The organism is Candidatus Acidiferrales bacterium (assembly GCA_035934015.1).
Taxonomy (GTDB): domain Bacteria; phylum Acidobacteriota; class Terriglobia; order Acidiferrales; family UBA7541; genus DAHUXN01.
Genome location: DASYYH010000006.1, coordinates 173,097 through 199,906 on the forward strand (window position 1 = coordinate 173,097; position 26,810 = coordinate 199,906).

Here is a 26,810-nt window from a genome sequence, read left to right on the forward strand (position 1 = left end):
CAACTATGAAGCAAGTAACGCTCCCCATCGTGATCGAGGCTGACTCGGACGGTTACTTCGTTTCTTGTCCGGCGTTGCAGGGCTGCTACAGCCAGGGAGATACCTACGAGCAAGCCATTGAAAACATTAAGGACGCAATCCATCTGCGCATTGAAGACCGCCTCGCCGACGGCGAAGAAATCCCTACACACGTTTCAGTGAGTCTTTCCACCGTCGAAATCGCTGTCTGATGCCGAAGCTCCCCCGCCTCGCAGCTAGAGAAATCATCGCTGTGCTCGAAAAACTATGACGAACCCTGAGATCAATCGAGAGCGAATCCAAGAAGTGGAGCGGATCATACGGCCGCACGTTCGGCGGACGCCGGTCATCGAAGTGGCGGGCGGAGACATCGGGCTGGATGGAGTCAGTGTAGTTTTCAAGCTGGAATTGTTTCAGCATGCGGGCTCGTTCAAGGCGCGCGGCGCGTTTGCGAATCTCTTGACGCGGACGGTGCCTCCGGCGGGAGTTGTCGCGGCGTCGGGCGGGAATCATGGCGCGGCCGTGGCGTTTGCGGCGATGAAGCTCGGCAAGCCAGCGCGAATTTTTGTACCGAAAGTCGCGTCGCCGGAAAAGATCGAGCGGATTCGCGGATACGGCGCGGAACTCATGATCTCCGGCGAACGCTATGCGGATGCGCTCGAGGCGAGCGAGAAATGGGCTGCGGAATCCGGCGCGCTGCGGGTCCATGCATACGATCAAGTGGAAACACTGCTCGGGCAGGGAAGCACCGGACTGGAATTCGAAGAGCAGGAGCCGAAGCTCGACACGCTTCTTGTTGCCGTGGGCGGCGGAGGACTCATCGGCGGCGTCGCGGCGTGGTATGCGAAGCGCATCAAAGTTGTTGGCGTCGAGCCGGAAAAAGCACCGACGCTGACGAATGCGCTGCGCGCCGGGCGGCCAGTGGACAGCGAAGCGGGAGGAATTGCGGCGGATTCGCTCGCGCCGAAGCGAGTGGGCGAAATCATGTTCCCGATTGCGCAAGAGCTGGTGGAACGCGTCGTGCTCGTCTCCGACGAAGATATTTTGCGCGCGCAGGAAATGTTGTGGAGAGCGCTGCGCGTGGTTGCGGAGCCGGGAGGCGCGGCGGCGTTTGCGGCGTTGCTATCGCGGCGATACGAAGCGCGGGCCGGGGAACGGATTGGCGTTGTCGTTTGCGGAGGGAACACAGCCGCAGTTGATTTCAACCGCGCGCACGGGGCCGCGCAGAAAAAGTAGATCCGGGCAGATACTTCTTCGAAGAATCGTGCGCGATTTAGACTTACCTCATTCCGAGGATCGTCCTGTTTTTCCAGCTGCGTCAAACATTTTCTTCACGCGCTCGAACTGCGCTGGGTCGGGGTTCGTTTGACGAGTGGTGAAGACGAGCCGATGCCCGGCAGGATCGGTGACGCGCAGATCTCGGGTGTTCCAGGGCGTGTCGATGGGGCCTTCAATCGCTGAGACGCCGAGACTTGCAGCGGCGCGAGCGCGCCCAGCGAGCGCGTCTACATCCTCGGCCTGAAAACTCAGCGTCATGCTCGCCGGAGCTTGATTTGCCGTGTTCGAGGTTATGGGGACAAGCAAGAGGTCCTGATATTTTGCGCGGCGCAAGTGGACGAGGCTGTGTTGACCGCCGATGGCGGGACCCTGGAACATGATGCGAAAACCGAGGGCCTCCTCATACCATTTGGCGACAGCCGCAACTTCGGCGACGGAAAGCGTCGCGAACATGGGCATGGGATAGACTTCAAATCCATTGAATTCACCGAGCGCGACAGGCTCTCCTTGCGCGTCCACCGCACGCATTGCCTTTGATTTGCTTTCTTCAGGTTGCATAGTGTCCTCGGGCAAATTCGCGCTCAAATTATGAGGTTCAAGGGCGAGCAAGTGCAAGCCAGTTCGGGTTATGGCGATGGCTCAGTTTGAATTTTGACGCCTTGTGTCACGATCAGGAAAATTCAAACTGACCCACGGCCCAAAGTTGTGCCGCGAAGCGATCAGGAATTTTTCTTCAGTTCGGCGAGGACCAGCTTGGCGACTTCCTTGAGCGTATCGAAGATGCCTTTTCCTTCGATGGCGACGGCTTCGATGACAGGCTCGCCTTTTATCTGGAGTTGCTTCGTCAAATCCGCGATGGGCATAGCGTTGGGCAGATCGCGCTTATTGAGCTGAAGCGCGTAGGGAATCGTGTCGAAGTTGAGATTGTGATCTTTCAGATGCTCTTTGAGGTTGTCGATTGTTTCCAGATTCGCGTCGAGGCGCTCTTCCTGAGAGTCGGCGACGAAAACCACACCATCAGCGCCCTTTAGAATCAAGCGGCGGCTGGCTTCATAGAAGACCTGTCCGGGGACGGTGTAAAGATGGAAGCGCGTGCGGAAGCCACGAACGGTGCCTAGATCGAGCGGAAGAAAATCGAAGAACAGAGTGCGATCGGTTTCCGTGGCGAGAGAAACCATTTTTCCTTTTTGACCTGTGCCCGTATGGTCGTAGATCCACTGCAGATTGGCGGTTTTCCCGCCAAGGCCAGGGCCATAATAGACAAGCTTACAGTTGATTTCCCGAGCGGGAAAATTTATGAACGGCACATTTCCCTCAGAATTTTTTTCCCCGCCTACTTATAGCATAGGGAAGTCACGCAGGCCATCTTGCGTCTTAAGCATTGATTCGGAACAGGCAATGAACCCCCATTTGCCATCAATTCTACCAATTTCTCTACCAATTTCGGGAGGAAGGGGCGATTTGAGTGTGCCGTATGAGCAATGTTCCACGTGGAAATGGGGAGTGGATGTAAACTTTGTAAGAATTGTGATGAAATTAGGTGGGTTGACGGCGGAAAAAGTCACTGCTATTGTATGGTTATCATGGCGAAGACAACCGGCAGGGCGAAGAGACGCACTACCCGGGCGTCGTCCGCACGCCGGAGTTCCCGCAAGAGTATAAAATCAAAAGACTTACAGCAGAAGCGGCACGCCAGCCCTATTCGCGATTCCAACGATCAGGCGACACAGCAGCAGCTTAGGGCTTATGAAGAGGGTCTGAAGCAGTTTCAGCAGCAGAAGTTCATGCGCGCCAAACAGGCTTTGGAGCGAGTGCTGGAAGGGCCGAACAAAGAACTCGTGGACCGCGCACGCGTCCACCTGCGAATCTCGGAACAGCGCCTGACTCGCATCTCCGAACCCATGCTCAAGGGAGCCGAGGATCATTACAATCAGGGCATCGCCATGATGAATCTCGCTCGCTGGGATGATGCGCGTGAACATCTGGATCGGGCACGCAAGGCCGCACCGAAGGCTGATCACATTGTTTATGCCATGGCGGCTCTGGACTGCTTGACCGGCGAAGCGGATTCGTCGATGGAGAATTTGAAAGTTGCGATTCAGTTGCGACCGGAAAATCGCTACCGGGCGCGCAACGACGAAGACTTTGCGTTTTTGCAGGAGGATCCGCGCTTCACTGAACTTCTTTATCCCGAGCGCGAAAGCTCAGGCGGTTAGTTCGATTTTTCTCCATTGCGCAGGCCCACACATAATCGTTCAAAATCCATCCGAATTGTCGCGCTAGGCGGGGGCACGGGGCTTTCGATGCTGCTGCGCAGCTTGAAGGAATATATCGCCAGTCGACGGCAGAGTGGCGTTCCGCGGCCCATCTCTGACATCGCAGCCATTGTCACGGTGACCGATGATGGAGGAAGTTCCGGCCGGCTGCGGCGCGAATACTCGATTTTGCCGCCGGGCGACATACGCAATTGCATGGTGGCGCTCTCGCGCGATGAAGCGCTGATGGGAAAACTCTTTCAGTATCGATTTCCTGCTGGACGTGGTCGCGGCCTGGCCGGTCACAGCTTTGGCAACCTTTTTCTCGCGGCGCTAACCCATGTTACCGGAGATTTTCCCGAGGCCGTCCGGTTATCCGCGAAAGTTCTGGCGATTCGGGGGAGGATTTTTCCGTCGACCCGCGCGAACGTCACGCTAGAAGCAGAGCTTGAGAATGGACAGGTTGTCGCCGGAGAGACGAATATCTCGCGTTCGCAGCGGCGCATTCGCAGAGTGCGATTGGTACCTCAAAATGCGGGTCCGCTGCCGGAAGCGCTCGAAGCGATTCGGAAGGCGGATCTGATTCTCCTCGGCCCCGGCTCCCTCTATACGAGCCTTATCCCGAACCTGCTGGTACGCGGCGTTGCGCACGCTATCCGCCGCTCGCGTGCCAAGTGCATTTATATTGCGAATCTGATGACGCAGCCGGGTGAGACGGATGGCTACTCCGTAGCGGACCACGTTCGCGCGATCTACGAGCATGCGCATGAGCGTTTGTTCGACTACGTTGTCGTGAACCGCGCGCCGGCGGCGTCGAGGATTTTGCACCGCTATGGCGTGCGCGGGGCGAAACCGGTCGCAGCATCACTCGAAGAACTGCGGCGTATGGGACTGACTTGCGTTACGGGGGACTTGCTGCAACAGGATGGCGTTGTGCGGCACGATCCCAAGCGCCTGGCGCAATTACTGCTGCGGCACTTTGTGCAGAGAAGCGCAGCGTAATTTGGAAATTTCGGTTCGACTCACGCCCAATTTTCCGTTTTGCAGAGCCGCTTTCCTGTGTATATCTCCTGGGCACGCGCTGCCTTGCATGGCAAGGGCACAGCTTCGTATACTGGCCGACGCTGCCCTGGCAGCCCCGGAGCCGGCCTAAGCGCAACCAAAGAGTTTCCGCCGCACGGAACCGCCAGCGTCATCATCCAAATTTCATTTTGTCGAGGAGAGCGTTTGCATGGCCACAATGTCGATGGAGCACGAACTGAATCCCTACGAGGCCGCGGAAGCACGCTTCGAAGAAGCGGCCAATAAGCTTGGATTGGCGCAAGACCTTTATCGTTATCTGAAATTCCCGAACAAAGAAATCACCGTCTACATTCCCGTGAAGATGGACGATGGACGGCTGGAAGTTTTCACCGGCTATCGCGTGCAACATTCGCTGGTGCGCGGACCGGGCAAAGGCGGCATTCGCTATGCACCAAACGTCACCATCGATGAAGTGCGCGCGCTGGCATCTTGGATGACGTGGAAGTGCGCGGTGGTCGACATCCCATTTGGCGGAGCCAAAGGCGGAATCATTTGCGATCCGGAGAAGATGTCACAGCGCGAATTGGAGGGGCTGACGCGCCGCTACACGGCGGAACTTTCGGATTGGTTCGGGCCGGAGCGCGATGTTCCTGCGCCGGACGTAAATACCAATGCGCAGATCATGGCCTGGGTGATGGATACGTACTCGATGCACGTGAGGCATACGGTGACGGCCGTTGTCACAGGAAAACCGCTCGAGCTTGGCGGTTCGCTGGGGCGTCCGGAGGCAACCGGCCGCGGCGTCATGATGGTCTGCGACAAGGCGACCACGAAGCTTGGGATGAGTAAACGCGATTGTCGCGTGGTGATTCAGGGCTTCGGCAACGTCGGCTCCATGGGCGCGAAGCTCATGCACGAAGCGGGATACAAGATTGTCGGGCTTGCGGACGTGCATGGCGGACTCTACAACGAGAAGGGGCTTGACGTGCCCAAAATAGTTGACTGGGTTTATACGCAGCGCAAATCGCTGCAGGATTTTCCGGGTGGCGGCCAGAAAATGTCTTCGACCGATATTCTGTATCAGCCTTGTGAAATTCTTGTGCCGGCGGCAGTGGAAAATCAGATCACGAGCCAGAACGCCAGCCGGATTCAAACGAAGATCCTCTGTGAAGGCGCGAACGGCCCGACAACCGTTCCGGCGGATGAGATTCTCGGGAAGAAAGGCGTGTTCATTATTCCGGATATTCTGGCGAATGCTGGCGGCGTCACGGTCAGCTACTTCGAATGGGTACAAGACCGGCAGGGATTCTTCTGGCGGGAGCGCGAAGTGAATGAAAGGCTGCAGGACGTGATGGATCGGAGCTTCGACGATGTGGTGCGTTACTCGGAGAAGCATCACGTGAACAATCGCATCGCCGCCTATATGCTGGCGATCGACCGCGTGGCCATCGCCCTGACACACCGCGGAATTTACGCTTAATACACGATTTTACTGGACAAGCGAGATAGAATAGCGGCGGTCGCGCGGGGTGGGCCGCGCGGCGAAGAAGCTGTCGAGGGTCATCCTGGGCATGACTTCTGAATCTATCTCGCATGGGGCGCTGAAAAGCGAAGCGGAACACCGGCGCGATATTTGCGCGACGGGCCGATGGCTGTATCAACGCGGATTTGTCGCCGCGACGGACGGCAACGTTTCGCTCCGGCTTGATCCCAGCCGAGTTCTTACTTCGCCGACCGGCGTTTGCAAAGGGATGCTTTCGCCGGAGGATCTCGTTATCACGGACTTCGCTGGCAATAAACTTTCTGGTGGCCGCAATCCCTCCTCCGAATTGGCAATGCATCTCCTAATTTACCGGTTACGCCCGGACGTGAACGCAGTCTGCCACGCGCATCCGCCGACCGCGACGGGATACGCTGCTGCGGGCATTCCGCTGAATAAGGCGCTGCTCAGCGAGGCGATTTTGGGGCTTGGTTCCGTGCCGCTCGCACAATATGGGACTCCCGGAACGCCCGAGCTTGCCGATTCGATTGAGCCATTTGTGCAATCGCACGATGCAATCCTGATGGCGAATCACGGCGTTGTGACTTACGGGCCAGACCTGCTCACGGCTTACTATCGCATGGAGACCGTCGAGCATTTTGCGCGCGTCTCCCTGGTGACGGAGTTGCTGCACAAACAGGCTCTGTTGTCGCGCGAGGACGTCGACAAGCTGCTTGCTGCGCGCGCTCGCTATGGGCTGGAGTCCGCTTCTGCAGGATGTCCTGTGACCGCCGATTCAGCGGAGCCCGATCGCGTGACCCTGACGCGGCGCGAGCTGGAAGCGCTGGTGGAAGAAGCCGTGCGCAACGATCGCGCCCGCCACTAGACTTCAATCCACCCTCGCCAATACTCGCCCGATGCATGCTGAATCCGGAATTTCCGAAGGCGAGGCGCGGGTTCGCGACTGCGTTGACACTCCCGCGGCGCTAATCAATAATCGCTGAAGATGATCGGACAACTTCGCGGCGCGCTCGTGGACAAGCGGCCGAATCAGGTGATTGTGGACGCCGGTGGCGTGGGCTACCAGGTGCAAATCCCGCTTTCGACGTTTGCAGGGCTCGGCGCGCTGCACGCCGAAGTCACGCTGCTGATTCACACGCATCTGCGCGAAGACCAGATCGCGCTGTATGGTTTCTTGACTGCACGCGAAAAGCAGCTTTTCGAGATGTTGATTTCGGCATCAGGCGTCGGGCCCAGCCTGGCGTTGAAAATTCTGTCGGGCATGGGATTGGATGATTTGGTACCGGCGATTCGCAAGGGCGACGTCGTGCGCTTGAAACAGATTCCCGGCGTCGGGCAAAAGACGGCGGAGCGGATCATCCTCGAACTTCGCGACAAGCTCGCTGCGGTGGAAGTCACGGAGACTGGCAAACCTGCGACGCGCTCGCAAGTGGAATCCGATGTGGCATCGGCGCTTGTGAATTTGGGATATGACGAGCGCTCCGTCGAGAAGATTCTGGAGCATGTGCGGGGAAGCGCGACCACGACTTTTGATGCGCTTCTTCGCGCCGCATTGCAGAAGCTTGGCAGCGCGGCAATCGAAAAGGGCGCACGCGCGGCGCGCGGCGATTAGTAGTTCTGGCAAAGTTTTTCAAAGGGCTGGTTCATTGAATCAAAACATGGCGGAATCAAAACACCGCGTAGTCTCCGGGCAAGCGTTTGATGAAGACGCGCGTCTTGATGCGAGCGTCCGTCCGAAGCGATTCGACGATTTCGTCGGCCAGTCGCGAATCAAGGAAAATCTGAAAATCGCGGTCGAAGCCGCGCGCAGCCGGGGCGAAGCGCTCGACCATGTTCTGCTGTATGGGCCGCCTGGACTCGGCAAGACAACACTCGCGCAAATTCTCGCCAACGAAATGGGCGTTGGCATCAAGATCAGTTCTGGTCCGTTGCTCGAGCGCAAAGGCGACATGACGGCGGTGCTGACGGCTATGGCCCCTCGCGAACTTTTCTTTCTGGACGAAATTCATCGTCTAATGCCGGCGCTGGAGGAAATACTTTACCCGGCGATGGAAGATTTCCGGATTGACTTGATCATCGGCCAGGGCGCGGGGGCGCGGATCCATCCGTATCAGCTTCAAAAGTTCACGCTCGTGGGCGCCACGACGCGCGCGGGACTAATCATGGCCCCGATGCGTTCGCGGTTTGGAATTGTTCACCGACTCGATTTCTATACGCCGGCGGATTTGCTTGAAATCATTGTACGGTCGGCGGGAATTCTGGGAATTGGCATGGACGATGCCGGCGCGCAAGAGATCGCGCGGCGCAGCCGCGGGACGCCGAGGGTGGCCAATCGTCTCTTGCGCCGCGTGCGCGATTTTGCGGAAGTTCGCGCCGGAGGAAAAATTACGCTGTCTGTGGCCAAAGAAGCGCTGCAGATGCTGGGGGTGGACGACCATGGCCTCGATGAAATTGATCGCAATCTGCTGCTGGCGATCATTCAGAAGTACGGCGGAGGTCCAGTGGGATTGAACACGCTGGCCGCGTCGCTGAGCGAAGAGGAAGATGCCATCGAAGAGATTTACGAGCCGTACCTGATGCAACTTGGATTGCTGGACCGCACGCAACGCGGACGCGTGGCCACTGCGCTGGCGTACAAACATTTCGGCATGGACGAGCCGCGCAGGCAGCCGCAGCTTTTCTAATGCGGAAATTCGCCCGAAACATGAAGACCGTATATCTTTCACTGGGATCGAATCTCGGAGATCGCGAAGAGAGACTTGCCGAGGCCGTCAGCGGCCTCGAACGACGCGGCATTCGCGTTGTGCGGCGCTCATCGATTTATTCGACCGAACCTGTCGATGTGGAAACGCAGGGCTGGTTTCTGAATTGCGTCGTCGAAGGCGAAACGGACCTGATGCCACGTCAACTTCTGAGCGTGATGCGCGAGATTGAGAATGAAATTGGCCGCAAGCGTCTGGTGCACAGAGGCCCGCGCGCGATTGACATAGATCTCCTGCTTTTTGGCTCGAGCATTATCCACGCAAAGGATTTGGAAGTGCCCCACCCACGCATGGCGCAACGCCGATTTGTGCTTGCGCCGCTGGCGGAACTCGCGCCTGCGGTTCGGCATCCGGTCGAGAACAAAACGATCGCTGAATTACTTGCGGAAACGGCAGATCACGGCGCAGCTCACCGTTGCAAGGCGGGCGAGCTGGGCGAGAAGGGAAGATAGCGCACCGCGCGCGATGCGTTAAAGAAGGTCCCGGCTCTTTGCTTCTTCCTGACGTTTCTTGCGGTCTTCCTCTTCCTGCCTTTCGAATTCGGCGATCTCTTCTTCGGTCATCATGTAGTCTTCACGAGAAGCAAACATCTTGCCGCTACGCCGGTCGTGACCGCTGCGTTTTTGCTTGCGCTCTTTCAGTGCTATGGACTTTACATCCCGCGCGGGCTGAGGAATCGCCTGCGCGTCCACAAGCAAGTCGCTGACTTTCTCCAGGAAATCATGAAGGTGAAACGGCTTGATCGCGTAGGGGAGGTGTTCGCGGTCCAGGATTCGATGCGCCCATCGGGCCGTCGCCGTGGGTACCAGGAATAGAGCGCGCAGCGGCTTGGCATTTGGTTCTGTGTCGGCATCGGCTCGCGCGAGTTCCTTGAGCATGGCGAACAGTGGACTGTCGGCGTCCACGAGGGCGATGTTCGCGATCACCAGCGTCCAGTGGCGGTGAGCTAATTCCGCCATTGCTTCTCGCGGGTCAGGCACGCCGCGAGAGAACCATCCCTCGGCGTCGAACATCTGCTGCAGGGCATCCTGCGTCACGCCGTCATCGTCGACAATAAGAATATTGATATCGCTCGGACTTCGCATTCCGCCGCCTTCGGAGGAAGTATAACTTCTCAAAAATCGATTGCATTTCGCTGCGACGGGGGTGTTTCCAAGGCAGACGCTGGCCGGAGGGTCAGTACGTCTAAGGCGAATAAAAAGCGAATTATTTCTCTTGACAAAGCGAAGAAAAAGCGAATATAGTTGCCGCATTCCATTCGGCGAGGCATTCGTTACCGATGGCCACTTTTCCCACGCTTCGAGCCGCACCGGCGTCCAAAAGACGCCTTACGCGACGCTTGATCGACACCAGCCTCACTTTATTTCCCGCTGCCGCACCCAACGGCACTTGTGAGCCTCGCGGCGCTTCTCCGCCCCCTCCGGCCGAAAGCCGGAGTATGAAGCCCGCAGAGGGACTGGTCGGTATCGCACGCCTCGCCGCTTCCTCCCCTTTGGCTGAAGCCAAACGCGGGACCGAGTATTTCCGTCTTTCTGTCCGCTCGATATTGAATCGTTGCAATTCGCCGCGAGTCCCTTTTGGCTGGACGGTGAATCCCTACCGGGGATGCGAATTCGGATGCAAATACTGCTACGCACGCTACACCCACGAATACATGGAAATCGACGGCGGCGAATTCGAGCGGAAAATCTACTTGAAGGAAAATGCCAGCGCGCTGGTGGGGCGCGACCTCGAAAATGAGAAAATCTGGGGCGATCACATCGCCATCGGCACGGCCACGGATCCTTATCAGCCGGCCGAACAGGAATTTCAGATAACGCGGTCGATTCTAGAGCGATTGGCAGAGCGCGAGGGACTAAGTCTTTCGATTACGACGAAATCGGATCGCGTGATCCGCGACATCGAATTACTGAAGAAAGTCGCCGAGCGTTCGGCGATTAGTGTCAATCTCTCCGTGACAACTCTGAACACGCGGCTTGCGCGATTGTTGGAACCTCGCGCGCCACGACCGGACCTCCGGCTTGCCGCTTTGCGGCGGTTGCGAGACGCGGGCATTTCGGCGGGCGTTCTGGCGATGCCGATTCTGCCCGGGATCACCGATGCAGAAGAGGACCTCGATGCTTTGGCTTGCGCTGTGCGCGAGGCGGCAGGGGAGTGGTTTGCAGGAAGAGTGCTTTTCCTGATGCCCGCAGCAGCAAAACAGTTCCTTCCTTTCATTTACACGAAATTTCCGAAGCTCGCGCGCCGCTATCGCGAATGGTATGCGAACCGCGCCGATGCTCCGGAATCGTATCGCCGGGAGATCAGCGAGCGCATGGAACGCCTGCGCAAGAAATATGGCTTCGATACGCGCCCGGAGCGTTCGCCGAACAAATCTTGGCGATCGCCGCAACTGGCGCTTGCCCTGGGGACGCAAACGCCGCCGTGCGTTCATGCAATCACGCTGCCTGTTGTGTCGCGAGCGGGTGAGCTGCGCTCCGAAAATCGCGTCACGGCATGATGATTCGCGGAGCATCGCTTTCTTTGCCAGCGGTCTGCGGAAATTGAGCTTGCAGAGAGTTGATGAATGCGCGCGAGCGCGGTCGGCCATTTGTCTCTCGCGTTCCTACGCGCAAGAGAAAGACGAGCAGCCGAAAGATTTCCGAATCCTTTAGCCTGCTGAATCCTGTTTGTTGCGCATCCTGCTTCTTAATCTCTTGCAAGAATTCCGAGAGTTGGCGGCAGAGCGCGCGCGGCAAAGGAGCATCAGGCTCGCGCGCGAAGTAGATTCCGGATTCGAGCGTGCGATAGGTTTCCGCAAGCGCCGTCAGCGCGGCGAGAATTTCCGGATCGTTTGCTGTCGTATTTTCACGCACGAATTTTAGAATGGAGAGCCCGAGCGCAGAAAGCAATTCCTGATTGCGCCGGAGGATCTCCACGGAAAGTTCGAGATCCGGAAACGGGACGTCCTTCGGATCGAGCGGCTTGCGATGCTCGATTTCGTAACGATGGGCGGCGACTAAGTGCGGGCAAGCGGGCGTGCAAGCAATGGTGACTTCACGATTCGTGCCGCAGCAGATGGCGCAGATATTTTCGCCTTTCGCCGGGCAAAACCGCTTCGGCGCACGTCTCTCACAGATTGGACAGCTCACGAATGTCTCCCAGAGTCACTGACGAATCTCCAGATTATGAGAATCGAGCGAATGCAGCAAGCCTGAGCAGTTGTGGACACTGGGAAATTCTCGCGGAAAAGGAATTGCGAGCAGAGAGTGAGCGGCCAGCCACTATACGCGGCCGGCCGCTCGAATCGCGTTTACTGCAACGACTTCGGGTCTGATTTGTTCGTTGGCGAATGCTTTTCCAGCGTATCGATCAGCAATCGCGCGGGTGCCGGAATGCCCACGCCGCCCTTCAAGACGATATCCTTGGCATCTATCTTCCTACCGTAGATTTTCTCATTCCCACCGTTATCGGGCCGCAAAGTAGATCCATTGAGCGAAATACCAGCAAACAGACCGCGCGACCGTGAGTAGCTGAGAATTTCCGCGCGCATTGTGACATCGGTGTCTGCGGAAGCATCCCGCCCTTTCGGTCCGGCGGCCGCGGATGCGTCAGCACCCAGCTTCACTTTGCTGCTGAGGATCGCATTCGCGCCGCGAGCATTCATTACCAGCAGGACAAAATCGGTCGCCTGCCCGCCGAGTTGAAAGCCGATGCCGCCGCCTTCGAGCGCGATCATTGTAGGCGCGCCCCATCGGCCACGGAAATGATCGCCCGTGCGGCAGGTCATTGCTCCGCGGCCGTAGCTGCCGCTAATTCCAAATGCCACTTTGAGCACCGAGGGGATCACGATCACGCATTCCGCCTTGTCGAGCAAGTCCTGCGGGATGTCGTCAGGTATGTTCAGGATATCCTTCATCACTTCGCCGGCGTTTTGAAGGCGTTCGGCGTCCTTGTTATCCGCGCGTGCGGTGGAGGGCGTGAGAATCACTGGCAAGAGGACCATTGCCAGGGCCGTTAAGATGGTCAGCATTTTGCGCATGAGAAGATACCTCCTGTATTTCGCAACCAAATTTGGCTCATCTTATTCACAAACAAGACAACTTACAATGGCTGGGATCGGCCGGCTGGACGATGACCGATGTGAGGCCTAAAGAGAGTCGCGCCATCGCTGCTCTAGAAAAATCTGGCATATAATCGCGACTCTGTAATTCTATCATGATGCGGCTCCTTATGCGAAAACCTTGGCTTTCGTCATGCGGCGCAAAATTCACGAGAAGCATCGGCGCAACTGTGCTTTTGTTTTCAGGTTGCCTGGTGCCCTGGGCACTGGCCAAACCGCCGGCTAATAAAGCAGCGGCGCTCCGCGAAAGCGCCGGCGTCGCAAGGTTTCGCCGCAGTGTAGAATCCGCGCTTGCTCAGCCAAACGCGCAGAAACTGTTCGCCGGTATCCTGATTGCTGACGCTGATTCCGGCAAAACGCTTTACGAATTGAATTCCGGCCGCTACTTCACACCTGCTTCCAACACGAAACTTTTTACGACCGTGCTGGCTCTGACAGATCTCGGGCCCAATTATCGTTTCCACACGACAATCGAGACTACAGGAACGGTTGATGCATCTGGACGCCTGAGCGGCGATCTCATTTTCGTCGGAGGCGGCGATCCGGATTTTTCCAATCGCACCATTCCCTATGACGCGAAAAATCCCGTGACCGGCGACTCGGACGCGCCGCTTGCCGCGCTGGCGGATGCGATCGTCGCCAAAGGCGTCAAGGAAATCGATGGCGACATCGTTGCGGACGACAGTTATTTTCCCTACGAACCTTTTCCGGGCGGCTGGGCAATGGGCGATTTGCCATTCGATTATGGCGCTGCAGTCAGTGCGATTTGCTTCGACGACAACGGACTGGATGTCAAGGTAATGCCCGGCGATCGCGTCGGCGAGCAAGCTACCGTCACTGTCGAGCCGTGGCCCGGCTACGACGTTTACGATTATGCGATCACAACTGGCGCGGATGATTCGCCGGTGGCCATTGATACGGTGGAGGAATCCGGTGCGAAACCTTTCCTTGTGCGTGGTTCAGTGCCTCTCGGACACGCGCCGGTGGACTTGGCGATGGCAATGCCCGATCCTGCAAAATACACGGCAAACGTGCTCGAGCAACTGCTTCTTGCGCGCGGTGTTCGCATTCGGGGTGATGTTCGCGTTCGCCATGCACCACCGCCGCCAGAGATTGTTAGCGCGGGCCCAAGCTCCATCGATTGCTGCAGGATGATGCAGTCGGGAAAAACAGGAAATGGGTCAACGAGTCAGGCGATGAATACCGCGCCGGATTCCACGGTGCTCGCCGAACGCGATTCGCCGCCACTTATCGAAATTATCCGCGTGTTGAACAAGGTCAGCGAAAATCTGCACGCCGAAATCCTGCTGCGCGCCATAGCGCGAGAGAAAACGGGCGTGGGCTCACGCGCAGCAGGCCTTCAGGCCGAACGAAATTTCCTCACGTCGATTGGCATAACGCCGAGTGACGTTCTTGTGAATGACGGCTCCGGTTTGTCGCGCGAAAATCTTGTCACGCCACAGGCGGTTGTCGCGCTCCTCGAATATGCGCGTCGCCAGCCGTGGGGCGATTCGTTCGCAAGCACTTTGCCGGTCGCCGGAGTTGACGGTACGCTTGACAATCGCATGAAGGGCACGCCGGCCGAAGGGCGCGTGGAAGCGAAGACCGGTTCGGTGGAGCACACGCAAGCGTTATCCGGTTTTGCGACGACCGTGAACGGCGAGCACCTCGGGTTTTCCATTTTTGTGAATCACAACGGCACGACGGGCCGCGATGCGGCGAATCTGATTGACACAATCTGCGAAGCGATGGTCGAGAATCTCGGAACGCCCGCGAAAAAAGCCAAGAAGCATCGATGAACAAATCTGCGTCTGCAAAGAACATCGAAAGGATCGTTACAGTCTTTGGCAGTTCGCGCCCGCGCGAAGGCGATAGACATTACACTCTGGCGCGTGAACTGGGCGCGACGCTTGCTTCGCGTGGCTTCGTCGTTTGCAACGGCGGTTACGGCGGAGTGATGGAAGCTGCGTCGCGAGGCGCCAAGGATGTGGGAGGCCGCACGCTCGCCGTCACGGCGGAATTTTTTCGAGCCCGTACCAATCGCTGGATTGATGAAGAAGTACGCGTGAAGACCTGGCAAGAACGCTTGTTCGAACTCGTGCGGCGCGGTTCGGGCTACGTGGCTTGCCCCGGCGGCACGGGGACGCTTGTCGAACTAGCCGTCGTGTGGGAGATGCTGAACAAGCGCGTCATGATTGCGAAGCCCTTTGCGATTGTCGGCGATTTCTGGCAGCCGATTATCGAACGCGTACGCGAGGTTGAAACCAGCCATGCAGCCACGTGGGGCGAAGCCTCGTCTCGCATCATTCACTACGCCGAGGGTCCCCATGACGCCGCGGAATACCTGGCTCGCATGCTTTCCGCGAACGCAAGATCGCATGTCTGAGCATTTATGAGCGGCCGGGGCGTGCGAAAAGATTTCCGCAGCTTGACACTGCGCCGCTATTCCACCATTTTGGGCGTGTGAGTCGCACCGCCGAAGAACTCCTCGAATTTGGCCGTCTGCGTGAAATCGTCGCGCGCTATTCGACGTGTGCGCCCGGTCATCGAGCTACGGAACAGCTCTCGCCTCGACTTGCCGCCGAAGCGCTGCGCGCGGAATTCGCGCTCGTTCGCGAAGCCATCTCCTACCTTCGCACTGGCGCCGAGCTCGGATTTGGCTCGCTCGCCGACCCGGCCGACTGGCTGGCGCGGCTTGCCGTGCCCGCGTCAGTGCTCGCCGCCGCCGACATTCTCGATGCCGCTTCGCTCATGGACGTTTCGGCTGGTCTCCGGCAATCCCTTCGCGGCGAGGAAACGAAATATCCCCGTCTGACGGAACGCGCTGCGTCACTCGCTGACTTTCGGTCGCTCTCCGCGCAGATCCGCCGCGCGATTCTGCCCAATGGAGAGATCAGCGACGGCGCTTCGCCTGCGCTGAAGCGTATTCGCGGAAATATCGCGCAGTCGCGCAGCAGGATTCAGCAATCGCTCGAAAAGATTCTCTGCGCCCACGCGGAAGGCTCGCGCGAGGATTACGTCACGCTTCGCAATGACCGCTTTGTGATTCCCGTTCGCTCGTCCGAACGCCGCGCGATTCCCGGCGTCGTACACGGCGCGAGCGCGACGGGACAAACGCTCTTCGTCGAGCCGCTCGAGACGATTGAGCTCAATAACCGCCTCGTGCAGCTGGCAGAAGAGGAAGCGGCTGAAATCGCGCGCATTCTTGCCGAGTTCACAGAGCATTTGCGCGTGGAGCGCGGTCCGCTGGAACACGCGGCGGCAACAATCGCTCATCTCGATTCCGTTTTCGCACGCGGCCGTTACGCGCGGGAATTCGATGCCGCCATTCCCGAATTTTCCGATGATAATCATTTGCGTCTCGAGGCCGCGCGCAATCCTGTGCTTGAAGACAATCTTCGCCAAGCGGGCCGCAAGGTTGTGCCAGTGTCGCTCGAACTTGGCGGCAGTGAAACCGTGATGGTTATCAGCGGCCCGAACACCGGCGGCAAGACCGTTGCGCTGAAGACCGTCGGCATTTCCGCGCTTGCCGGGCAATCCGGAATTCCTGTGGCGGCGCAAACGGCTGAGCTGCCACTTTTCGATTGCGTTCTCGCGGATATCGGCGACGAGCAATCCATCAGCGCCGATCTTTCAACGTTTTCTGCGCACGTGCTGAACCTGAAGTCCATGCTCGAACGCGCCACCGATCGCACGCTTGTGCTGGTCGATGAAATGGGCACCGGAACAGCGCCCGAGGAAGGTGCGGCGCTCGCGGTTGCTCTGCTCGAGGAGTTTCGCACTCGCCGCTGCTTGACGCTTGCGACCACACACCATGATCGCCTGAAATCCTATGCATCGACCACTCCCAGCATCGTCAATGCCGCGGTCGAATTCGACGAAGAGAACCTGCGCCCTACGTATCGTTTGCTCACCGGTGTGCCGGGCGTTTCCAGCGGAATCGAAATTGCAAGCCGGCTTGGGCTTCCGGCGCGCGTTGTCGAGCGCGCCCGGGCGGGTCTTTCGCCCGAGACGCGCGAGGCTCGTGAGCTGATCGCCTATTTGCATCGCAGCCGCGACGAGATGGATCAGCTTCAGCACCAAACCAAGGAAGAATTGCGCCAGCTTGAATTGGAACGCCGCGCCCTCCAAACGGATTGGGTCGAACGCCAGAGGCGCCGTATCAGCGAACTTGAAAAGCAATTCGCAGCCACGACAAAACGGCTGGAAGCTGAGGTCGGACGACTCACAGCGGAAATTAAAGACCGCAAGTTCCGCGCGCAAGCCGAAAAGCTTGGTGTGCGCCGCATGGCCAAAATCGAATCCGACGCGCGCGGAGAGACGGATGCTGCCGTGCTCGAAACTTTGTCTGCGTCGCAGGCAGATCTCGGCGCGATGATCGAAGTGCCCAAGCCGGTCGAACCACAGCAGCTTGTTGACGGCATGCGCGTGCGCATCCGCAGCATGAAAGAACCGGTTGTGCTGCTGCGCCGCGACGGAAAATCCGCAGAGATTCAGGCTGGGCCCATGCGCATGAAGATTCCGATGGCAGATATCCTCGGTATCGAAACACATGAAGCCGTTCGCGCAGCAACTGCAACACCACAGCGCACGATTACCGTTCATTCGACACCGGCCGAAGAGCCTTCCGCGAATGAGATCAACGTCATTGGCAACACGGTTGAAGAAGCGTCGCGCCGCGTCGACAAGTTCATCGACGCCGCCGTTCTGAATGGATTGCCGCGCGTGCGCATCATTCACGGACATGGCACGGGCGCGCTTCGCCGGGGGCTGGCAGAATTTCTGGCGACGCATCCTCTCGTCTCCGGCTTTCACTTTGAAGCGGAAGATCGCGGCGGCGCAGCCATCACCATTGCCGATTTGAAAGGTTAGGCGAGCTGCGAATGAAACCCTATCTCGAAACGGAACGCCTTTGGCTTTGCGGCTGGGAACTTGACGACGTCACGGCGGCGCGGCCGCTTTTCACGGACCCTGAAATCCTGCGTTACATCAACGGCGGCGTCTCGCGCTCCGACGATCAGATTCGCGAATCCATTACGCGCCAGCAAAATTATCTCCGCGAGCGCGGTTATTGTTTCTGGAAGTTGCTTCTGAAGCCGGAAGGTCGCCTCATAGGCGATTGTGGTTTACAGCCTCTGGAACTCGATGGCGCTTCGGAAATCGAAATCGGCTGGCGCCTCGCGAAAGATCAATGGGGCCGCGGACTCGCCACAGAAGCCGCGCACGTTGCATTGCGGCACGCGGTGGAATACGCTCATCTGGAGCGCGTCATCGCCATCGCCATGCCGGAAAATCGTGTCTCCTTGCGCATCATGGAAAAACTGGGTATGACTTTTGAGCGCATGTCTTCGAAGGATGGATTTGAAATCGCCGTTTACGCCCGCCACTTCGCTTCTTCCGGGCAGCGCGGGGGGCTTTAGAACACCTTGGCCGAAGCAGGTTCATTTGCCGAGCGCGTGAAGCAGCAGGCGGACATCGTCCGCGTCATCGGCGAATACGTCCGGCTGAGAAAAAGCGGCCAGAATTTCGCCGGCTTGTGCCCGTTCCATCAGGAAAAGACGCCGTCATTCGCCGTCCATCCTACGAAGCAGATCTATCACTGCTTCGGCTGCGGTGTGGGCGGTGACGTTTTCAAATTCGTAATGGAAATGGACAAGATTTCGTTTCCCGAAGCGGTGCGCAGCGTTGCGGAGAAGTGTGGCATTCCGGTTCCGAAGCCGCGCGAGCATTCGCCAGAAGAGCGCCGCGAGAATCAACAGCGCGGCGCGCTCGTGGAAATTCATCGCGAGGCTACAGCATTTTTCACTCGCACGCTGAACTCCTCTGCTGAAGGCAAAGTCGCGCAGGCCTATCTCGAAGACCGCGGTCTCGATGCGGATGCAATTGTACGCTTCGGTCTCGGCTACGCACCTTCGTCGGGCGATGCATTGGTTCGGCATCTGAAGGGGAAGTATGCGGAAAAACTGCTCGAGTCCTCCGGACTTTTTTCGCGCGATGCGAGCGGCCGGCTCTTCGATCGCTTCCGCCGCCGCATCATTTTTCCCATCGCCAACGAATCTGGAAAAGTGATTGCCTTTGGCGGGCGCGCGCTCGGCGACGACAATCCCAAGTATTTGAACTCGCCTGAGACGCCGATCTACACGAAGAGCAGCGTCCTCTATCATCTCGACCGCGCGAAAGAAACCATTCGCAAGAGTGATTTTGCCGTCCTTGTCGAAGGCTATATGGATACCATCGCTGTTGCACGCACGGGAGTTGCAAATGTTGTCGCCAGTTGCGGGACGAGCCTCGCCGAGGGCCAGATCAAGCTTCTCGGGCGTTTTTCGCGCCGCATCGTCGTGAATTACGATCCGGACACGGCTGGTCAAGCTGCGACGGAGCGGTCGCTCGCTCTCTTGCTCGAAAAGGAATTTGACGTGCGCGTCCTGGCTCTTCCCGGCGGCGCGGATCCCGACAAATACATCAAGGAAAATGGTGCGGATAGCTATGCGGCCCGTCTCCGCGAAGCGCCAGCCTATTTCGATTACTTGATCGCTCGCGCACGGCGTATGGATCGCACGACGGCAGAGGGCAAACTTGCAGCAGTGAATTTTCTGATGCCCTACGCGCAGCGCGTTCCGAGTCGCCTGCTGCGCTCCGAACTCGCCACCAAGATCGCCTCGGAATTGCGCATCGAGGAACCTGTGCTTCGTGAGGCCCTTCGCCGTGCGGTTGCCGAACGACGAAGCGAGGTGAAGCAAAAGCCGGAGTTAATGGCCTCTGCGGTCCGCCCCGCCGAGCGCCGCCTGATGCAAATGCTTGTGGAAGCAGAAGGCTTCCGCGAAAATCTCGCGCAGCGAATCGCCGATGCTGCTTTTCACAAAGGTCTCGAAACCGAGCGAATCTTCGAAGTCCTTGTGGAGTCCGCGCGTTCGGGCGCGCGCCCCGACCCGGCGGCTTTGGCTGAGTCACTTCCCGAACGCGATCGGCGTCTCCTGTTCGAGATTCTCTTCGAAGCTGCGCCTGAGTCGAAGTGGGAGGAGGCAGAGTCGTGTCTCGTCGAACTGGAATGCCGCAAAATGGAGGAAAAACTCACAGAGATTGGCCGTCAGATCGCTGCGCTTGCACCCGGTCAAAAAGGATTGGAGCTGCAGGGCGAGTTCATGCAGCTAAAGAAAGAGCTGGCAAGACTGAAAGGCCATCAATCCTTGGCCGCGAATGCAGATGGCCCGAGTTTGAAGCCTTAGCACAAAGGAAAGCTTTCAGACGTCTGCCGCCTCCGCAGCGATTTGCTGGTATCCCCCCGCGCGAATAGACGTTGAAAAGCTCAGCATAGAAATCAAGAGCTTCGTCGTTCCCGGCTTTACTGTCTCCTTGAAGAGCGATGCGTTTTGGCTGGGGGCGCGTCATTCCCACCATGGACATCCGTAACCCTCACAAACCAATAGCATGTAGTAGTTAAGGACGACTAATTTGCCGCGGAGCCTCCTCACATCCATGAATTCTCCCTTTCGTCCATCCTCGGGCAACCGAACATGGCCGCCTTTGGAGCCTCTTCCGGACGCGAGCCAGAATTTAAGAACCAAATTGACGCAATGGCAGGTTCAAGGCTATGCTAGTAGGGTTTTGGACGAAACGGAGTGGCCACTTGCTGCATCTGATACAATGATAGCAAGTTGCGCGGTAGGGGCTTGGGGAAATCGGGCGCGGGAGTGGGAAGTCTAGATCGTCTTCGCGGTGCGAATCATCAGTTTCATCCGTCATATCGGTTTGCTATGAATCCCGCTCGCTGGGGTGTCTTCTCTCCGGCTGAGCTCAGCGCATTGAGAAGCGTTCCGCCCGCTGGCGAACGCCCGCCCCGCTTGGGGGAGGAAACTTGACTGTAGCAATTGAAGAAAAGTATGACCAGGTACGCCAGCTCATCAATATGGGCAAGGAGCGCGGCTATCTGCTCTATGATGAAGTGAACGATATCCTTCCGGCAGAGGTCCACTCTTCCGAGGAAATCGATGATCTGCTCTCGACATTCGAGCGCTATGGCATCGATGTGTATGAAGACCTCTCCAGCGCGAAAGCTGCGCTTGCTGCGGGAGAAGCTGGCGAATCGGCCGAACCCGCCCGGGAAGAATCGGCGTCTTCTTCATCTGATAACGAAGTCGATCTCGATCTGACTCCGGGGGCACTCGAAAAAACGAACGACCCGGTGCGCATGTACCTGCGCGAAATGGGCACGGTGCCGCTGCTGACGCGTGAAGGCGAAGTCGCCATCGCCAAGCGGATCGAGCGCGGCCAGGTTCTTGTTCTGAAGACGATTACGCGCTCTCCCCTGGTTCTGAAGGAAGTCATGGCCATCGGGGATGACTTGCGCCGCGGCGCGCGCTCCATCAAGGAAATCGTTCAGTTTGACGATGAAGAGCTCACCGAAGAAAAAATCGAGAACAAGACCAAGCAAACGCTGAAGCAACTGGATCGCATTGCCAAGCTTTATCTTCAGGCGCTGAAGCAGGCCCAGAAACTCGAACGCACGCCGAAATCCAAGAAGCGCTCCTATCTTCACGCCCGTTATGCTCTGTCGCGCACGCGCATCGAAATGTCGAATCGCGTCCGCGAGTTCGATTTCAATCCGTTTGAACGCAAACGTCTCATCGACAAACTTCGCCAGACCGTTGAGCGCGTCTACGCTCTCGAACGAGAAATCACCAAGCTCGAGCGGCGCGTGGATGCCTCCAAAGGCGATGTTCTCGCCGAAGCCCGGCGTGAACTTCGAGATCGCCGCACTGAACTGCGCGAAATCGAAATTTCCGCCGAAGTCAGCACGCCGGAACTCAAGCGCGCCCTGCAAATCATCGTTCGCGGAGAAATCGAAGCCGAGCAGGCCAAAAAGGAACTGATCGAAGCGAACCTTCGCCTTGTCGTCTCCATAGCGAAAAAATATACGAACCGCGGCCTGCAGTTCCTCGACCTTATTCAGGAAGGCAACATTGGCCTGATGAAGGCCGTCGACAAATTCGAATGGCGGCGCGGTTACAAGTTCTCGACCTATGCCACATGGTGGATTCGTCAGGCCATCACGCGCGCCATCGCCGACCAGGCTCGCACGATCCGCATTCCCGTGCACATGATCGAGACGATCAACAAGCTCGTTCGCACCAGCCGCCAGCTCGTGCAGGAACTGGGTCGCGAACCCACGTCGGAAGAAATCGCCAAGCGCATGGATATTCCTGTCGCGAAAGTGCGCAAGATTTTGAAAATCGCGCAGGAGCCTATCTCGCTCGAAACTCCGATTGGCGAAGAAGAAGATTCGCATCTCGGTGATTTCATCGAAGACAAGGCCGTCGTTTCGCCGTCCGATGCGGTCATCAATCTCAGCCTGAAAGAGCAAACTTCGTCCGTGCTGAAAACGCTTACGCCGCGCGAAGAGAAAGTCATCAAGATGCGTTTCGGTCTTGATGATGGCAGCGAGCACACGCTCGAAGAAGTCGGCCAATCCTTCGCCGTCACGCGCGAGCGCATTCGGCAGATTGAAGCGAAGGCGCTGCGCAAGCTGCGCCATCCTTCGCGCTCGCGCAAGCTCCGCGCATTTCTCGAAGGCAGCGCCAACGAATTCTAATTTGTGCGGAACGCAGAAGATCTTCCTGAGCGATTCATCGTGCGTCTGGCCGCGGTTTCTTACGCTGCACTGAGTGCCGTTCCGATGCGCAGCTGTGAAGTGAGGAAATGAATCGAAAATCTAAGAAACCGAGGCCATCGGAGAAGTCTTACTCGCATGTGCCGTTGCTCGACAAGCTCGGCGTCAAACCGGAAAGCCGCGCCGCGGTCCTAAAAATCTCAGATGCCGCTTTCCTTGACCAGCTTCGGAAACGCGCAAACGACATCTCCCTGTTTCGCCCGCTGGGAAATTCCGATCTGATTTTCCTGGGTGTTGAAAGCAAGAGCGATCTGAAGAAGTTATCTTCGCTTCGTTCGCGTCTGAAATCGAACGGAGCGATCTGGGTGGTTTATCCGAAGGGTGTTGAGCACATTCGCGAAACTGATGTTCGCGCTGCAGCCCTTGTCTCTGGTCTGGTTGACGTCAAAATCGTCAGTTTTTCCGGGACGCACACGGCACTCAAGCTCGTCATTCCTCTCGCCCAGCGTTGATCGGATTTCGTTAACTGAGCCTCAGCGCATCATTCTCCGGCCGGGTTCACGATTTCCAGTAAAGAAGCGCACGTGGCGAGATTGCTCTCCGGATGTTGCGGATCATAAAAAATAGCTACGCTCATTCCTTCCTCTAGAGTACGAGTAAAATCGTTTCCTGAACCCGAGTGTGACTTGCCACTTGCATCCTGGAATTCGTACGTAATCGTCGAATTGTTCTTGAAGTAGCGTTGTTTGATGACGCGGCCTTTCGCCACCGCACCGTTCTCCAACAGATTCCAATCGCGCCGGGCCCATCGCCGCATGAAATACGGAATGATCGCAATCAGCAGCGCGATACAAGCGAAAAAAAATTCTTGTCCACGAAATTCGGCGAACGAATGAGATCGTTCCCACACGCCATAAAGATTTGAAAGCAACAGCATCTCAATGATGAGCACCATCAGCAGCATCACACTGAACGTCAGCTTTCCGCGTCGCGTCAATTGCACAGGCCGCGGTGGAGAGAGCGAAAGCAGGAAATCGTATTGTTCAGCTTTTCCTCCGCGGATCGCATGATCTTCGGTTGTACTTACCGGCGCATCGTTGCCCTCGCCAGTTCCTTGGCTCGCATCGCGCAGTTGCCGCAAGCCCTGCGTGGCGCCCGCAAAAATCACGCCGAGCAGCAGCGTCGGCAGCGTGGCAAACAAAATCGCGCCGACCCAGTTATGTTGTTCGATGCCAAGGGCAATTACTCCCATCAGATCGAATATTGCAATCAACGCCGGTATGATCCATCGCACGCGGGTAAGTCGCCGTTCGGCGGCGTCGCGATTCCACCCACACCTCTTGCAATAGGACCGGCCCATCGCCGGGATTGTCGCCGCGCCGCATTTTGGGCATTTCGTTTGCACCATAGAAAATTCGTGAGCCGAAACTCGTGCCGAGCCCGGAACATACGATTATCATAAGTCTCGTGTCCACGTTGCTCGAACTCGAAAATTTCACCGTCGAACTGCCCACGCCGCAGGGCTGGGTCCGCCCTGTAAATGAAGTCTCCCTGCGCCTTGAGGAGGGCGAAGCTCTCGGCCTCGTCGGCGAATCCGGTTGCGGCAAGACGATGCTTTCTCTGGGGCTGATGGGCCTCGACCCGCATGGCGCTCGCCACAATGGCTGCGCCTGGTTCGAAGTGAGTCGCGACGGCATGACTGCACGGGTCAACCTTGCGGTCCTTCCTCCGGAAGGAATGTGCATTCTCCGCGGCCGGCAAATCGCCATGATTTTTCAGGAGCCGATGACGGCGCTGGATCCCGTGATGCGCATCGGCGCGCAAATCGAAGAAGCCATCCGCGCCCACGAGCCCTCGCTCACCGCCGCGGAAATTCGCCGCCGCTCGATCGAAGCGCTCGAACGCGCTGCTGTTCCCGAGCCGGAACGGCGCGCCAGGCAGTTTCCGCATCAGCTCTCCGGCGGGCTGCGCCAGCGATCCATGATCGCCATGGCGCTTTCGATGCGTCCGCGGTTGCTTATTGCCGATGAGCCGACGACGGCGCTCGATGTCACTGTACAAAAGCAGATTCTCGAGCTGCTTCAACAACTACGCCAGGAGTTGCATCTCACGTTGCTTTTCATCACGCATGACCTCGGCGTGGTTAGCCAAATCGCCGACCGTATTGCCGTGATGTACGCAGGCCGCATCGTCGAAAGCGGGCCTGCGAATGATGTTCTGACCGCCCCGCGGCATCCCTACACCAAAGGCCTTCTTCGCGCCGCGCCGCGTCTCGAAGGGCGCAAAGTTGTAGCCATTCCCGGCACTGTTCCGCGCCTCGATGCACTTCCTCCCGGCTGCGCCTTTGCGCCCCGCTGCGAATATCATCGAACGGAATGCGATGCCGCTGTGCCTGATTTGCGAGAGGCTTTGCCGAACCACTGCGCGCGTTGTATCCTCGTCCAATGACCACGCATCGCGGTCCCGGTCAGCAGAATTCGTCGCAGCTCGACGAACAAAAGCAAATGGACCTCGTGCGCGACCGCTTCACGCGCACCGCGGGCGTCTTCGCCGATTTTGCGCTTGCCGAGCGCGGCGCTGAAGCCGAACATCTGCTTCGCCTCATCGATCCTGCCGGGAGCGAACGCGCACTCGACGTTGCCTGCGGCCCGGGAACGCTCGCGCGCATTTTTGCGCGGCAGGTTCGCTGGATCGGCGGACTCGATCTCACGCCCGCCATGCTCGCTCGCGCGCGCGACGATGCCTCCGCGAACCACATCGGAAATTTTTCGGCCGCGCGCGGCAACGCTCTGCAAATGCCGTTTCACGAGGAAACATTCGACATCGTGATCACCAGTTACAGCATTCATCATCTCCCCGATCCTTTCGCTGCTGTTCGCGAAATCGCGCGCGTCCTGAAGCGCGGTGGAAAATTTGGCCTGCTTGATATGGTCGTTTCTGAGAATACTGTGCACGCAAAAGCGTGCAACGACATCGAAATCGCACGCGACGCCTCGCATACGCGCGCCTTGCCCGTCAGTGAGTTCAAGAGTCTCTTGACCTCCTGCGGCTTTGCCGTAGCAGCGTGCGAAATCGAAGACCATCCACGCTCGTTTGACCAATGGATGCACACAGCGGGCTGGAAGCGCGGCGATGAGGCTTTCGAGCAAACTCGCCGTTTGCTCGAAGCTTCGATTTCCGGCGACACGGCCGGTCTCCACGCAAAATTCCTGCTCGGCTCACCTACACATCCATCCGCGGCTGGCGATTCGCGTCCGGACATCGAGCTGCACCATACAGCCGCGTTCATCGTTGGCCGGAGACAGTGAGCTCAGGCGCCGAGGCTTCATCTGTGACGCCCAATGGCGCGCCGCTCCTCGAAGCACGCCATCTGCGGAAAGCATTCCCCTTATCTGGCGTCGCCTGGCAAGATTCTCATCACGGCACACATGCGGTCGAGGATGTCAGCCTTGCTATTACGCGCGGCGAGACATTCGGCATTGTCGGTGAGTCCGGCTGCGGCAAGACGACACTCGCCCGCATGCTTCTTCGCCTCATCGAGCCAGACTCCGGCGAAATTCGTTTTGCCGGCGAAAATTGGCTCGCAGCGAGCGGCGTCCAAATGCGCAAAATACGCCGCCGCATGCAAATCGTGTTTCAGGATCCCATGGCTTCACTCGACCCGCGGATGCGCGTGGAGGCCACTGTTGGCGAACCGCTCGAAATTCACGAGCCGCAACTTTCGCGTGAAGAACGTCGCATGAAAATCATCGAGGCGCTTGGAACCGTAGGCCTTGGAGTGGATGTTCTACCGCGTTATCCGCATGAATTTTCCGGCGGGCAGCGCCAGCGCATTGGCATTGCCCGCGCGCTCATCTTAAGGCCCGATCTGGTCGTCGCCGACGAACCTGTCTCGTCTCTTGACGTTTCCATCGGTGCGCAAATCCTGGAGCTGCTCGAACGTCTCCAGCGCGAATTTTCTCTCACTCTTCTGCTCATTTCCCACAATCTGCCCGTTGTTGCGCTGCTAGCCTCGCGCGTCGCCGTCATGCAAGCGGGACGATTCGTCGAAACCGGTCCTGCGGCTCGTGTCCTCGGTTCCCCGGAGCACGCCTACACGAAAACACTGCTCGCCGCCGTCCCTCGCCTGCCCTCTTGAATTGTCTATTCGTCAAGAAGATTCTGCGCTAGACTCCGCCGCAAGAAACTTTTGTCCCGGATGAACGTAGAAACCGTAGAGGAAAACGCAAGCGGGCGGTAAAACTCCGCCGTGGAGGATTCAATG

Annotated in this window: 26 protein-coding genes; 20 read left to right on the top strand and 6 right to left on the bottom strand. The window is 58.0% G+C overall.

The genetic code is table 11. From position 1 onward, the window contains the following. The first annotated feature begins 5 nt into the window (after positions 1–5). Positions 6–230 (top strand): type II toxin-antitoxin system HicB family antitoxin, encoded by a 225-nt coding sequence (locus VGR81_03170; protein HEV2287933.1) that lies wholly within the window; start codon positions 6–8, stop codon positions 228–230. 55 nt (positions 231–285) lie between these two features. Beyond that, on the top strand, positions 286–1,254 hold the full coding sequence (locus tag VGR81_03175; protein HEV2287934.1) for a threonine/serine dehydratase: 969 nt from the start codon (positions 286–288) through the stop codon (positions 1,252–1,254). A 48-nt stretch (positions 1,255–1,302) separates the two neighbouring features. On the opposite strand, the gene VGR81_03180 is transcribed toward VGR81_03175, so the two are convergent. Together VGR81_03180 and VGR81_03185 are read right to left on the bottom strand one after the other, a co-directional pair. Then, positions 1,303–1,854, bottom strand: coding sequence for a VOC family protein (locus VGR81_03180; GenBank protein HEV2287935.1), 552 nt, complete (start codon positions 1,852–1,854; stop codon positions 1,303–1,305). Positions 1,855–2,015: 161 nt separating this feature from the next. Next, positions 2,016–2,603, bottom strand: a complete 588-nt coding sequence (locus VGR81_03185; protein HEV2287936.1) for a GTPase domain-containing protein — start codon at positions 2,601–2,603, stop codon at positions 2,016–2,018. Between the two features lie 174 nt (positions 2,604–2,777). Here VGR81_03185 and VGR81_03190 point away from each other — a divergent pair, with 174 nt between their 5' ends. From VGR81_03190 to folK, 7 genes are all read left to right on the top strand, one after another. After that, positions 2,778–3,512 (top strand): tetratricopeptide repeat protein, encoded by a 735-nt coding sequence (locus tag VGR81_03190; protein HEV2287937.1) that lies wholly within the window; start codon positions 2,778–2,780, stop codon positions 3,510–3,512. Between the two features lie 15 nt (positions 3,513–3,527). Continuing rightward, positions 3,528–4,553, top strand: a complete 1,026-nt coding sequence (locus VGR81_03195) for a gluconeogenesis factor YvcK family protein (protein ID HEV2287938.1) — start codon at positions 3,528–3,530, stop codon at positions 4,551–4,553. Between the two features lie 229 nt (positions 4,554–4,782). Further along, the gene (locus VGR81_03200; GenBank protein HEV2287939.1) at positions 4,783–6,054 is read left to right on the top strand and encodes a Glu/Leu/Phe/Val dehydrogenase; all 1,272 of its coding nucleotides are present in this window, start codon (positions 4,783–4,785) and stop codon (positions 6,052–6,054) included. 91 nt (positions 6,055–6,145) lie between these two features. Continuing rightward, the gene (locus VGR81_03205; GenBank protein ID HEV2287940.1) at positions 6,146–6,940 is read left to right on the top strand and encodes a class II aldolase/adducin family protein; all 795 of its coding nucleotides are present in this window, start codon (positions 6,146–6,148) and stop codon (positions 6,938–6,940) included. Positions 6,941–7,060: 120 nt separating this feature from the next. Beyond that, positions 7,061–7,687, top strand: coding sequence for a Holliday junction branch migration protein RuvA (gene ruvA, locus VGR81_03210; protein ID HEV2287941.1), 627 nt, complete (start codon positions 7,061–7,063; stop codon positions 7,685–7,687). Positions 7,688–7,733: 46 nt separating this feature from the next. Beyond that, the gene (gene ruvB, locus VGR81_03215; protein ID HEV2287942.1) at positions 7,734–8,759 is read left to right on the top strand and encodes a Holliday junction branch migration DNA helicase RuvB; all 1,026 of its coding nucleotides are present in this window, start codon (positions 7,734–7,736) and stop codon (positions 8,757–8,759) included. A gap of 20 nt (positions 8,760–8,779) precedes the next feature. Continuing rightward, positions 8,780–9,289: a 2-amino-4-hydroxy-6-hydroxymethyldihydropteridine diphosphokinase gene (gene folK, locus VGR81_03220; protein HEV2287943.1), complete on the top strand. Its 510-nt coding sequence runs from the start codon at positions 8,780–8,782 to the stop codon at positions 9,287–9,289. A gap of 18 nt (positions 9,290–9,307) precedes the next feature. Here the strand turns inward: folK and VGR81_03225 are convergent, their stop codons facing one another. After that, entirely contained in the window at positions 9,308–9,922 is a 615-nt protein-coding gene (locus tag VGR81_03225) for a hypothetical protein (GenBank protein ID HEV2287944.1), read from the bottom strand. A 353-nt stretch (positions 9,923–10,275) separates the two neighbouring features. Between VGR81_03225 and VGR81_03230 the strand changes: the two genes are divergently transcribed. Continuing rightward, the gene (locus VGR81_03230) at positions 10,276–11,337 is read left to right on the top strand and encodes a radical SAM protein (protein ID HEV2287945.1); all 1,062 of its coding nucleotides are present in this window, start codon (positions 10,276–10,278) and stop codon (positions 11,335–11,337) included. On the opposite strand, the gene VGR81_03235 is transcribed toward VGR81_03230, so the two are convergent. Then, the gene (locus VGR81_03235; protein HEV2287946.1) at positions 11,327–11,968 is read right to left on the bottom strand and encodes a hypothetical protein; all 642 of its coding nucleotides are present in this window, start codon (positions 11,966–11,968) and stop codon (positions 11,327–11,329) included. The genes VGR81_03230 and VGR81_03235 overlap by 11 nt on opposite strands. 161 nt (positions 11,969–12,129) lie before the next feature. Next, a complete protein-coding gene (locus VGR81_03240) occupies positions 12,130–12,858 on the bottom strand; it encodes a lipid-binding SYLF domain-containing protein (GenBank protein ID HEV2287947.1) in 729 nt (242 codons plus the stop codon). A 275-nt stretch (positions 12,859–13,133) separates the two neighbouring features. On the opposite strand from VGR81_03240, the gene dacB reads away from it, so the two are divergent. The 7 genes from dacB (at position 13,134) to VGR81_03275 (ending at position 23,058) form a co-directional block, all read left to right on the top strand. Further along, complete coding sequence (dacB, locus tag VGR81_03245; GenBank protein HEV2287948.1) at positions 13,134–14,738, top strand: D-alanyl-D-alanine carboxypeptidase/D-alanyl-D-alanine-endopeptidase; 1,605 nt, start codon at positions 13,134–13,136, stop codon at positions 14,736–14,738. Next, on the top strand, positions 14,735–15,325 hold the full coding sequence (locus VGR81_03250) for an LOG family protein (protein HEV2287949.1): 591 nt from the start codon (positions 14,735–14,737) through the stop codon (positions 15,323–15,325). The genes dacB and VGR81_03250 overlap by 4 nt, the downstream gene beginning before the upstream one ends. 77 nt (positions 15,326–15,402) lie before the next feature. Further along, positions 15,403–17,811 carry an endonuclease MutS2 gene (locus VGR81_03255; protein HEV2287950.1) on the top strand — a complete coding sequence of 803 codons (2,409 nt, stop codon included), beginning with the start codon at positions 15,403–15,405 and terminating at the stop codon, positions 17,809–17,811. Between the two features lie 11 nt (positions 17,812–17,822). Then, on the top strand, positions 17,823–18,359 hold the full coding sequence (locus tag VGR81_03260) for a GNAT family N-acetyltransferase (GenBank protein HEV2287951.1): 537 nt from the start codon (positions 17,823–17,825) through the stop codon (positions 18,357–18,359). A 6-nt stretch (positions 18,360–18,365) separates the two neighbouring features. Next, positions 18,366–20,165 (top strand): DNA primase, encoded by a 1,800-nt coding sequence (dnaG, locus tag VGR81_03265; GenBank protein ID HEV2287952.1) that lies wholly within the window; start codon positions 18,366–18,368, stop codon positions 20,163–20,165. A 629-nt stretch (positions 20,166–20,794) separates the two neighbouring features. Beyond that, positions 20,795–22,528, top strand: coding sequence for an RNA polymerase sigma factor RpoD (gene rpoD / locus VGR81_03270; GenBank protein HEV2287953.1), 1,734 nt, complete (start codon positions 20,795–20,797; stop codon positions 22,526–22,528). Positions 22,529–22,635: 107 nt separating this feature from the next. Beyond that, positions 22,636–23,058 (top strand): hypothetical protein, encoded by a 423-nt coding sequence (locus VGR81_03275; GenBank protein ID HEV2287954.1) that lies wholly within the window; start codon positions 22,636–22,638, stop codon positions 23,056–23,058. A gap of 29 nt (positions 23,059–23,087) precedes the next feature. Here the strand turns inward: VGR81_03275 and VGR81_03280 are convergent, their stop codons facing one another. Then, on the bottom strand, positions 23,088–23,954 hold the full coding sequence (locus VGR81_03280) for a hypothetical protein (protein HEV2287955.1): 867 nt from the start codon (positions 23,952–23,954) through the stop codon (positions 23,088–23,090). 23 nt (positions 23,955–23,977) lie between these two features. Here VGR81_03280 and VGR81_03285 point away from each other — a divergent pair, with 23 nt between their 5' ends. The 3 genes from VGR81_03285 to VGR81_03295 are packed head-to-tail and all read left to right on the top strand — an operon-like array spanning position 23,978 to position 26,684. After that, the gene (locus VGR81_03285; GenBank protein ID HEV2287956.1) at positions 23,978–24,994 is read left to right on the top strand and encodes an ABC transporter ATP-binding protein; all 1,017 of its coding nucleotides are present in this window, start codon (positions 23,978–23,980) and stop codon (positions 24,992–24,994) included. Beyond that, positions 24,991–25,854: a methyltransferase domain-containing protein gene (locus VGR81_03290; protein HEV2287957.1), complete on the top strand. Its 864-nt coding sequence runs from the start codon at positions 24,991–24,993 to the stop codon at positions 25,852–25,854. Before VGR81_03285 ends, VGR81_03290 begins: the two co-directional genes overlap by 4 nt. After that, on the top strand, positions 25,851–26,684 hold the full coding sequence (locus tag VGR81_03295; protein ID HEV2287958.1) for an ATP-binding cassette domain-containing protein: 834 nt from the start codon (positions 25,851–25,853) through the stop codon (positions 26,682–26,684). The genes VGR81_03290 and VGR81_03295 overlap by 4 nt, the downstream gene beginning before the upstream one ends. Positions 26,685–26,810: the final 126 nt, after the last annotated feature.

Coding starts and splice junctions, on each gene's coding strand:
- VGR81_03175 (HEV2287934.1), top strand. CDS start 286: ATGACGAACCCTGAGATCAATCGAGAGCGAATCCAAGAAGTGGAGCGG.
- VGR81_03250 (HEV2287949.1), top strand. CDS start 14,735: ATGAACAAATCTGCGTCTGCAAAGAACATCGAAAGGATCGTTACAGTC.
- VGR81_03180 (HEV2287935.1), bottom strand. CDS start 1,854: ATGCAACCTGAAGAAAGCAAATCAAAGGCAATGCGTGCGGTGGACGCG.
- VGR81_03275 (HEV2287954.1), top strand. CDS start 22,636: ATGAATCGAAAATCTAAGAAACCGAGGCCATCGGAGAAGTCTTACTCG.
- ruvB (HEV2287942.1), top strand. CDS start 7,734: ATGGCGGAATCAAAACACCGCGTAGTCTCCGGGCAAGCGTTTGATGAA.
- VGR81_03290 (HEV2287957.1), top strand. CDS start 24,991: ATGACCACGCATCGCGGTCCCGGTCAGCAGAATTCGTCGCAGCTCGAC.
- VGR81_03280 (HEV2287955.1), bottom strand. CDS start 23,954: ATGGTGCAAACGAAATGCCCAAAATGCGGCGCGGCGACAATCCCGGCG.
- VGR81_03225 (HEV2287944.1), bottom strand. CDS start 9,922: ATGCGAAGTCCGAGCGATATCAATATTCTTATTGTCGACGATGACGGC.
- VGR81_03230 (HEV2287945.1), top strand. CDS start 10,276: ATGAAGCCCGCAGAGGGACTGGTCGGTATCGCACGCCTCGCCGCTTCC.
- ruvA (HEV2287941.1), top strand. CDS start 7,061: ATGATCGGACAACTTCGCGGCGCGCTCGTGGACAAGCGGCCGAATCAG.
- VGR81_03170 (HEV2287933.1), top strand. CDS start 6: ATGAAGCAAGTAACGCTCCCCATCGTGATCGAGGCTGACTCGGACGGT.
- VGR81_03190 (HEV2287937.1), top strand. CDS start 2,778: ATGTTCCACGTGGAAATGGGGAGTGGATGTAAACTTTGTAAGAATTGT.
- VGR81_03260 (HEV2287951.1), top strand. CDS start 17,823: ATGAAACCCTATCTCGAAACGGAACGCCTTTGGCTTTGCGGCTGGGAA.
- VGR81_03200 (HEV2287939.1), top strand. CDS start 4,783: ATGGCCACAATGTCGATGGAGCACGAACTGAATCCCTACGAGGCCGCG.
- VGR81_03205 (HEV2287940.1), top strand. CDS start 6,146: ATGACTTCTGAATCTATCTCGCATGGGGCGCTGAAAAGCGAAGCGGAA.
- VGR81_03240 (HEV2287947.1), bottom strand. CDS start 12,858: ATGCGCAAAATGCTGACCATCTTAACGGCCCTGGCAATGGTCCTCTTG.
- folK (HEV2287943.1), top strand. CDS start 8,780: ATGAAGACCGTATATCTTTCACTGGGATCGAATCTCGGAGATCGCGAA.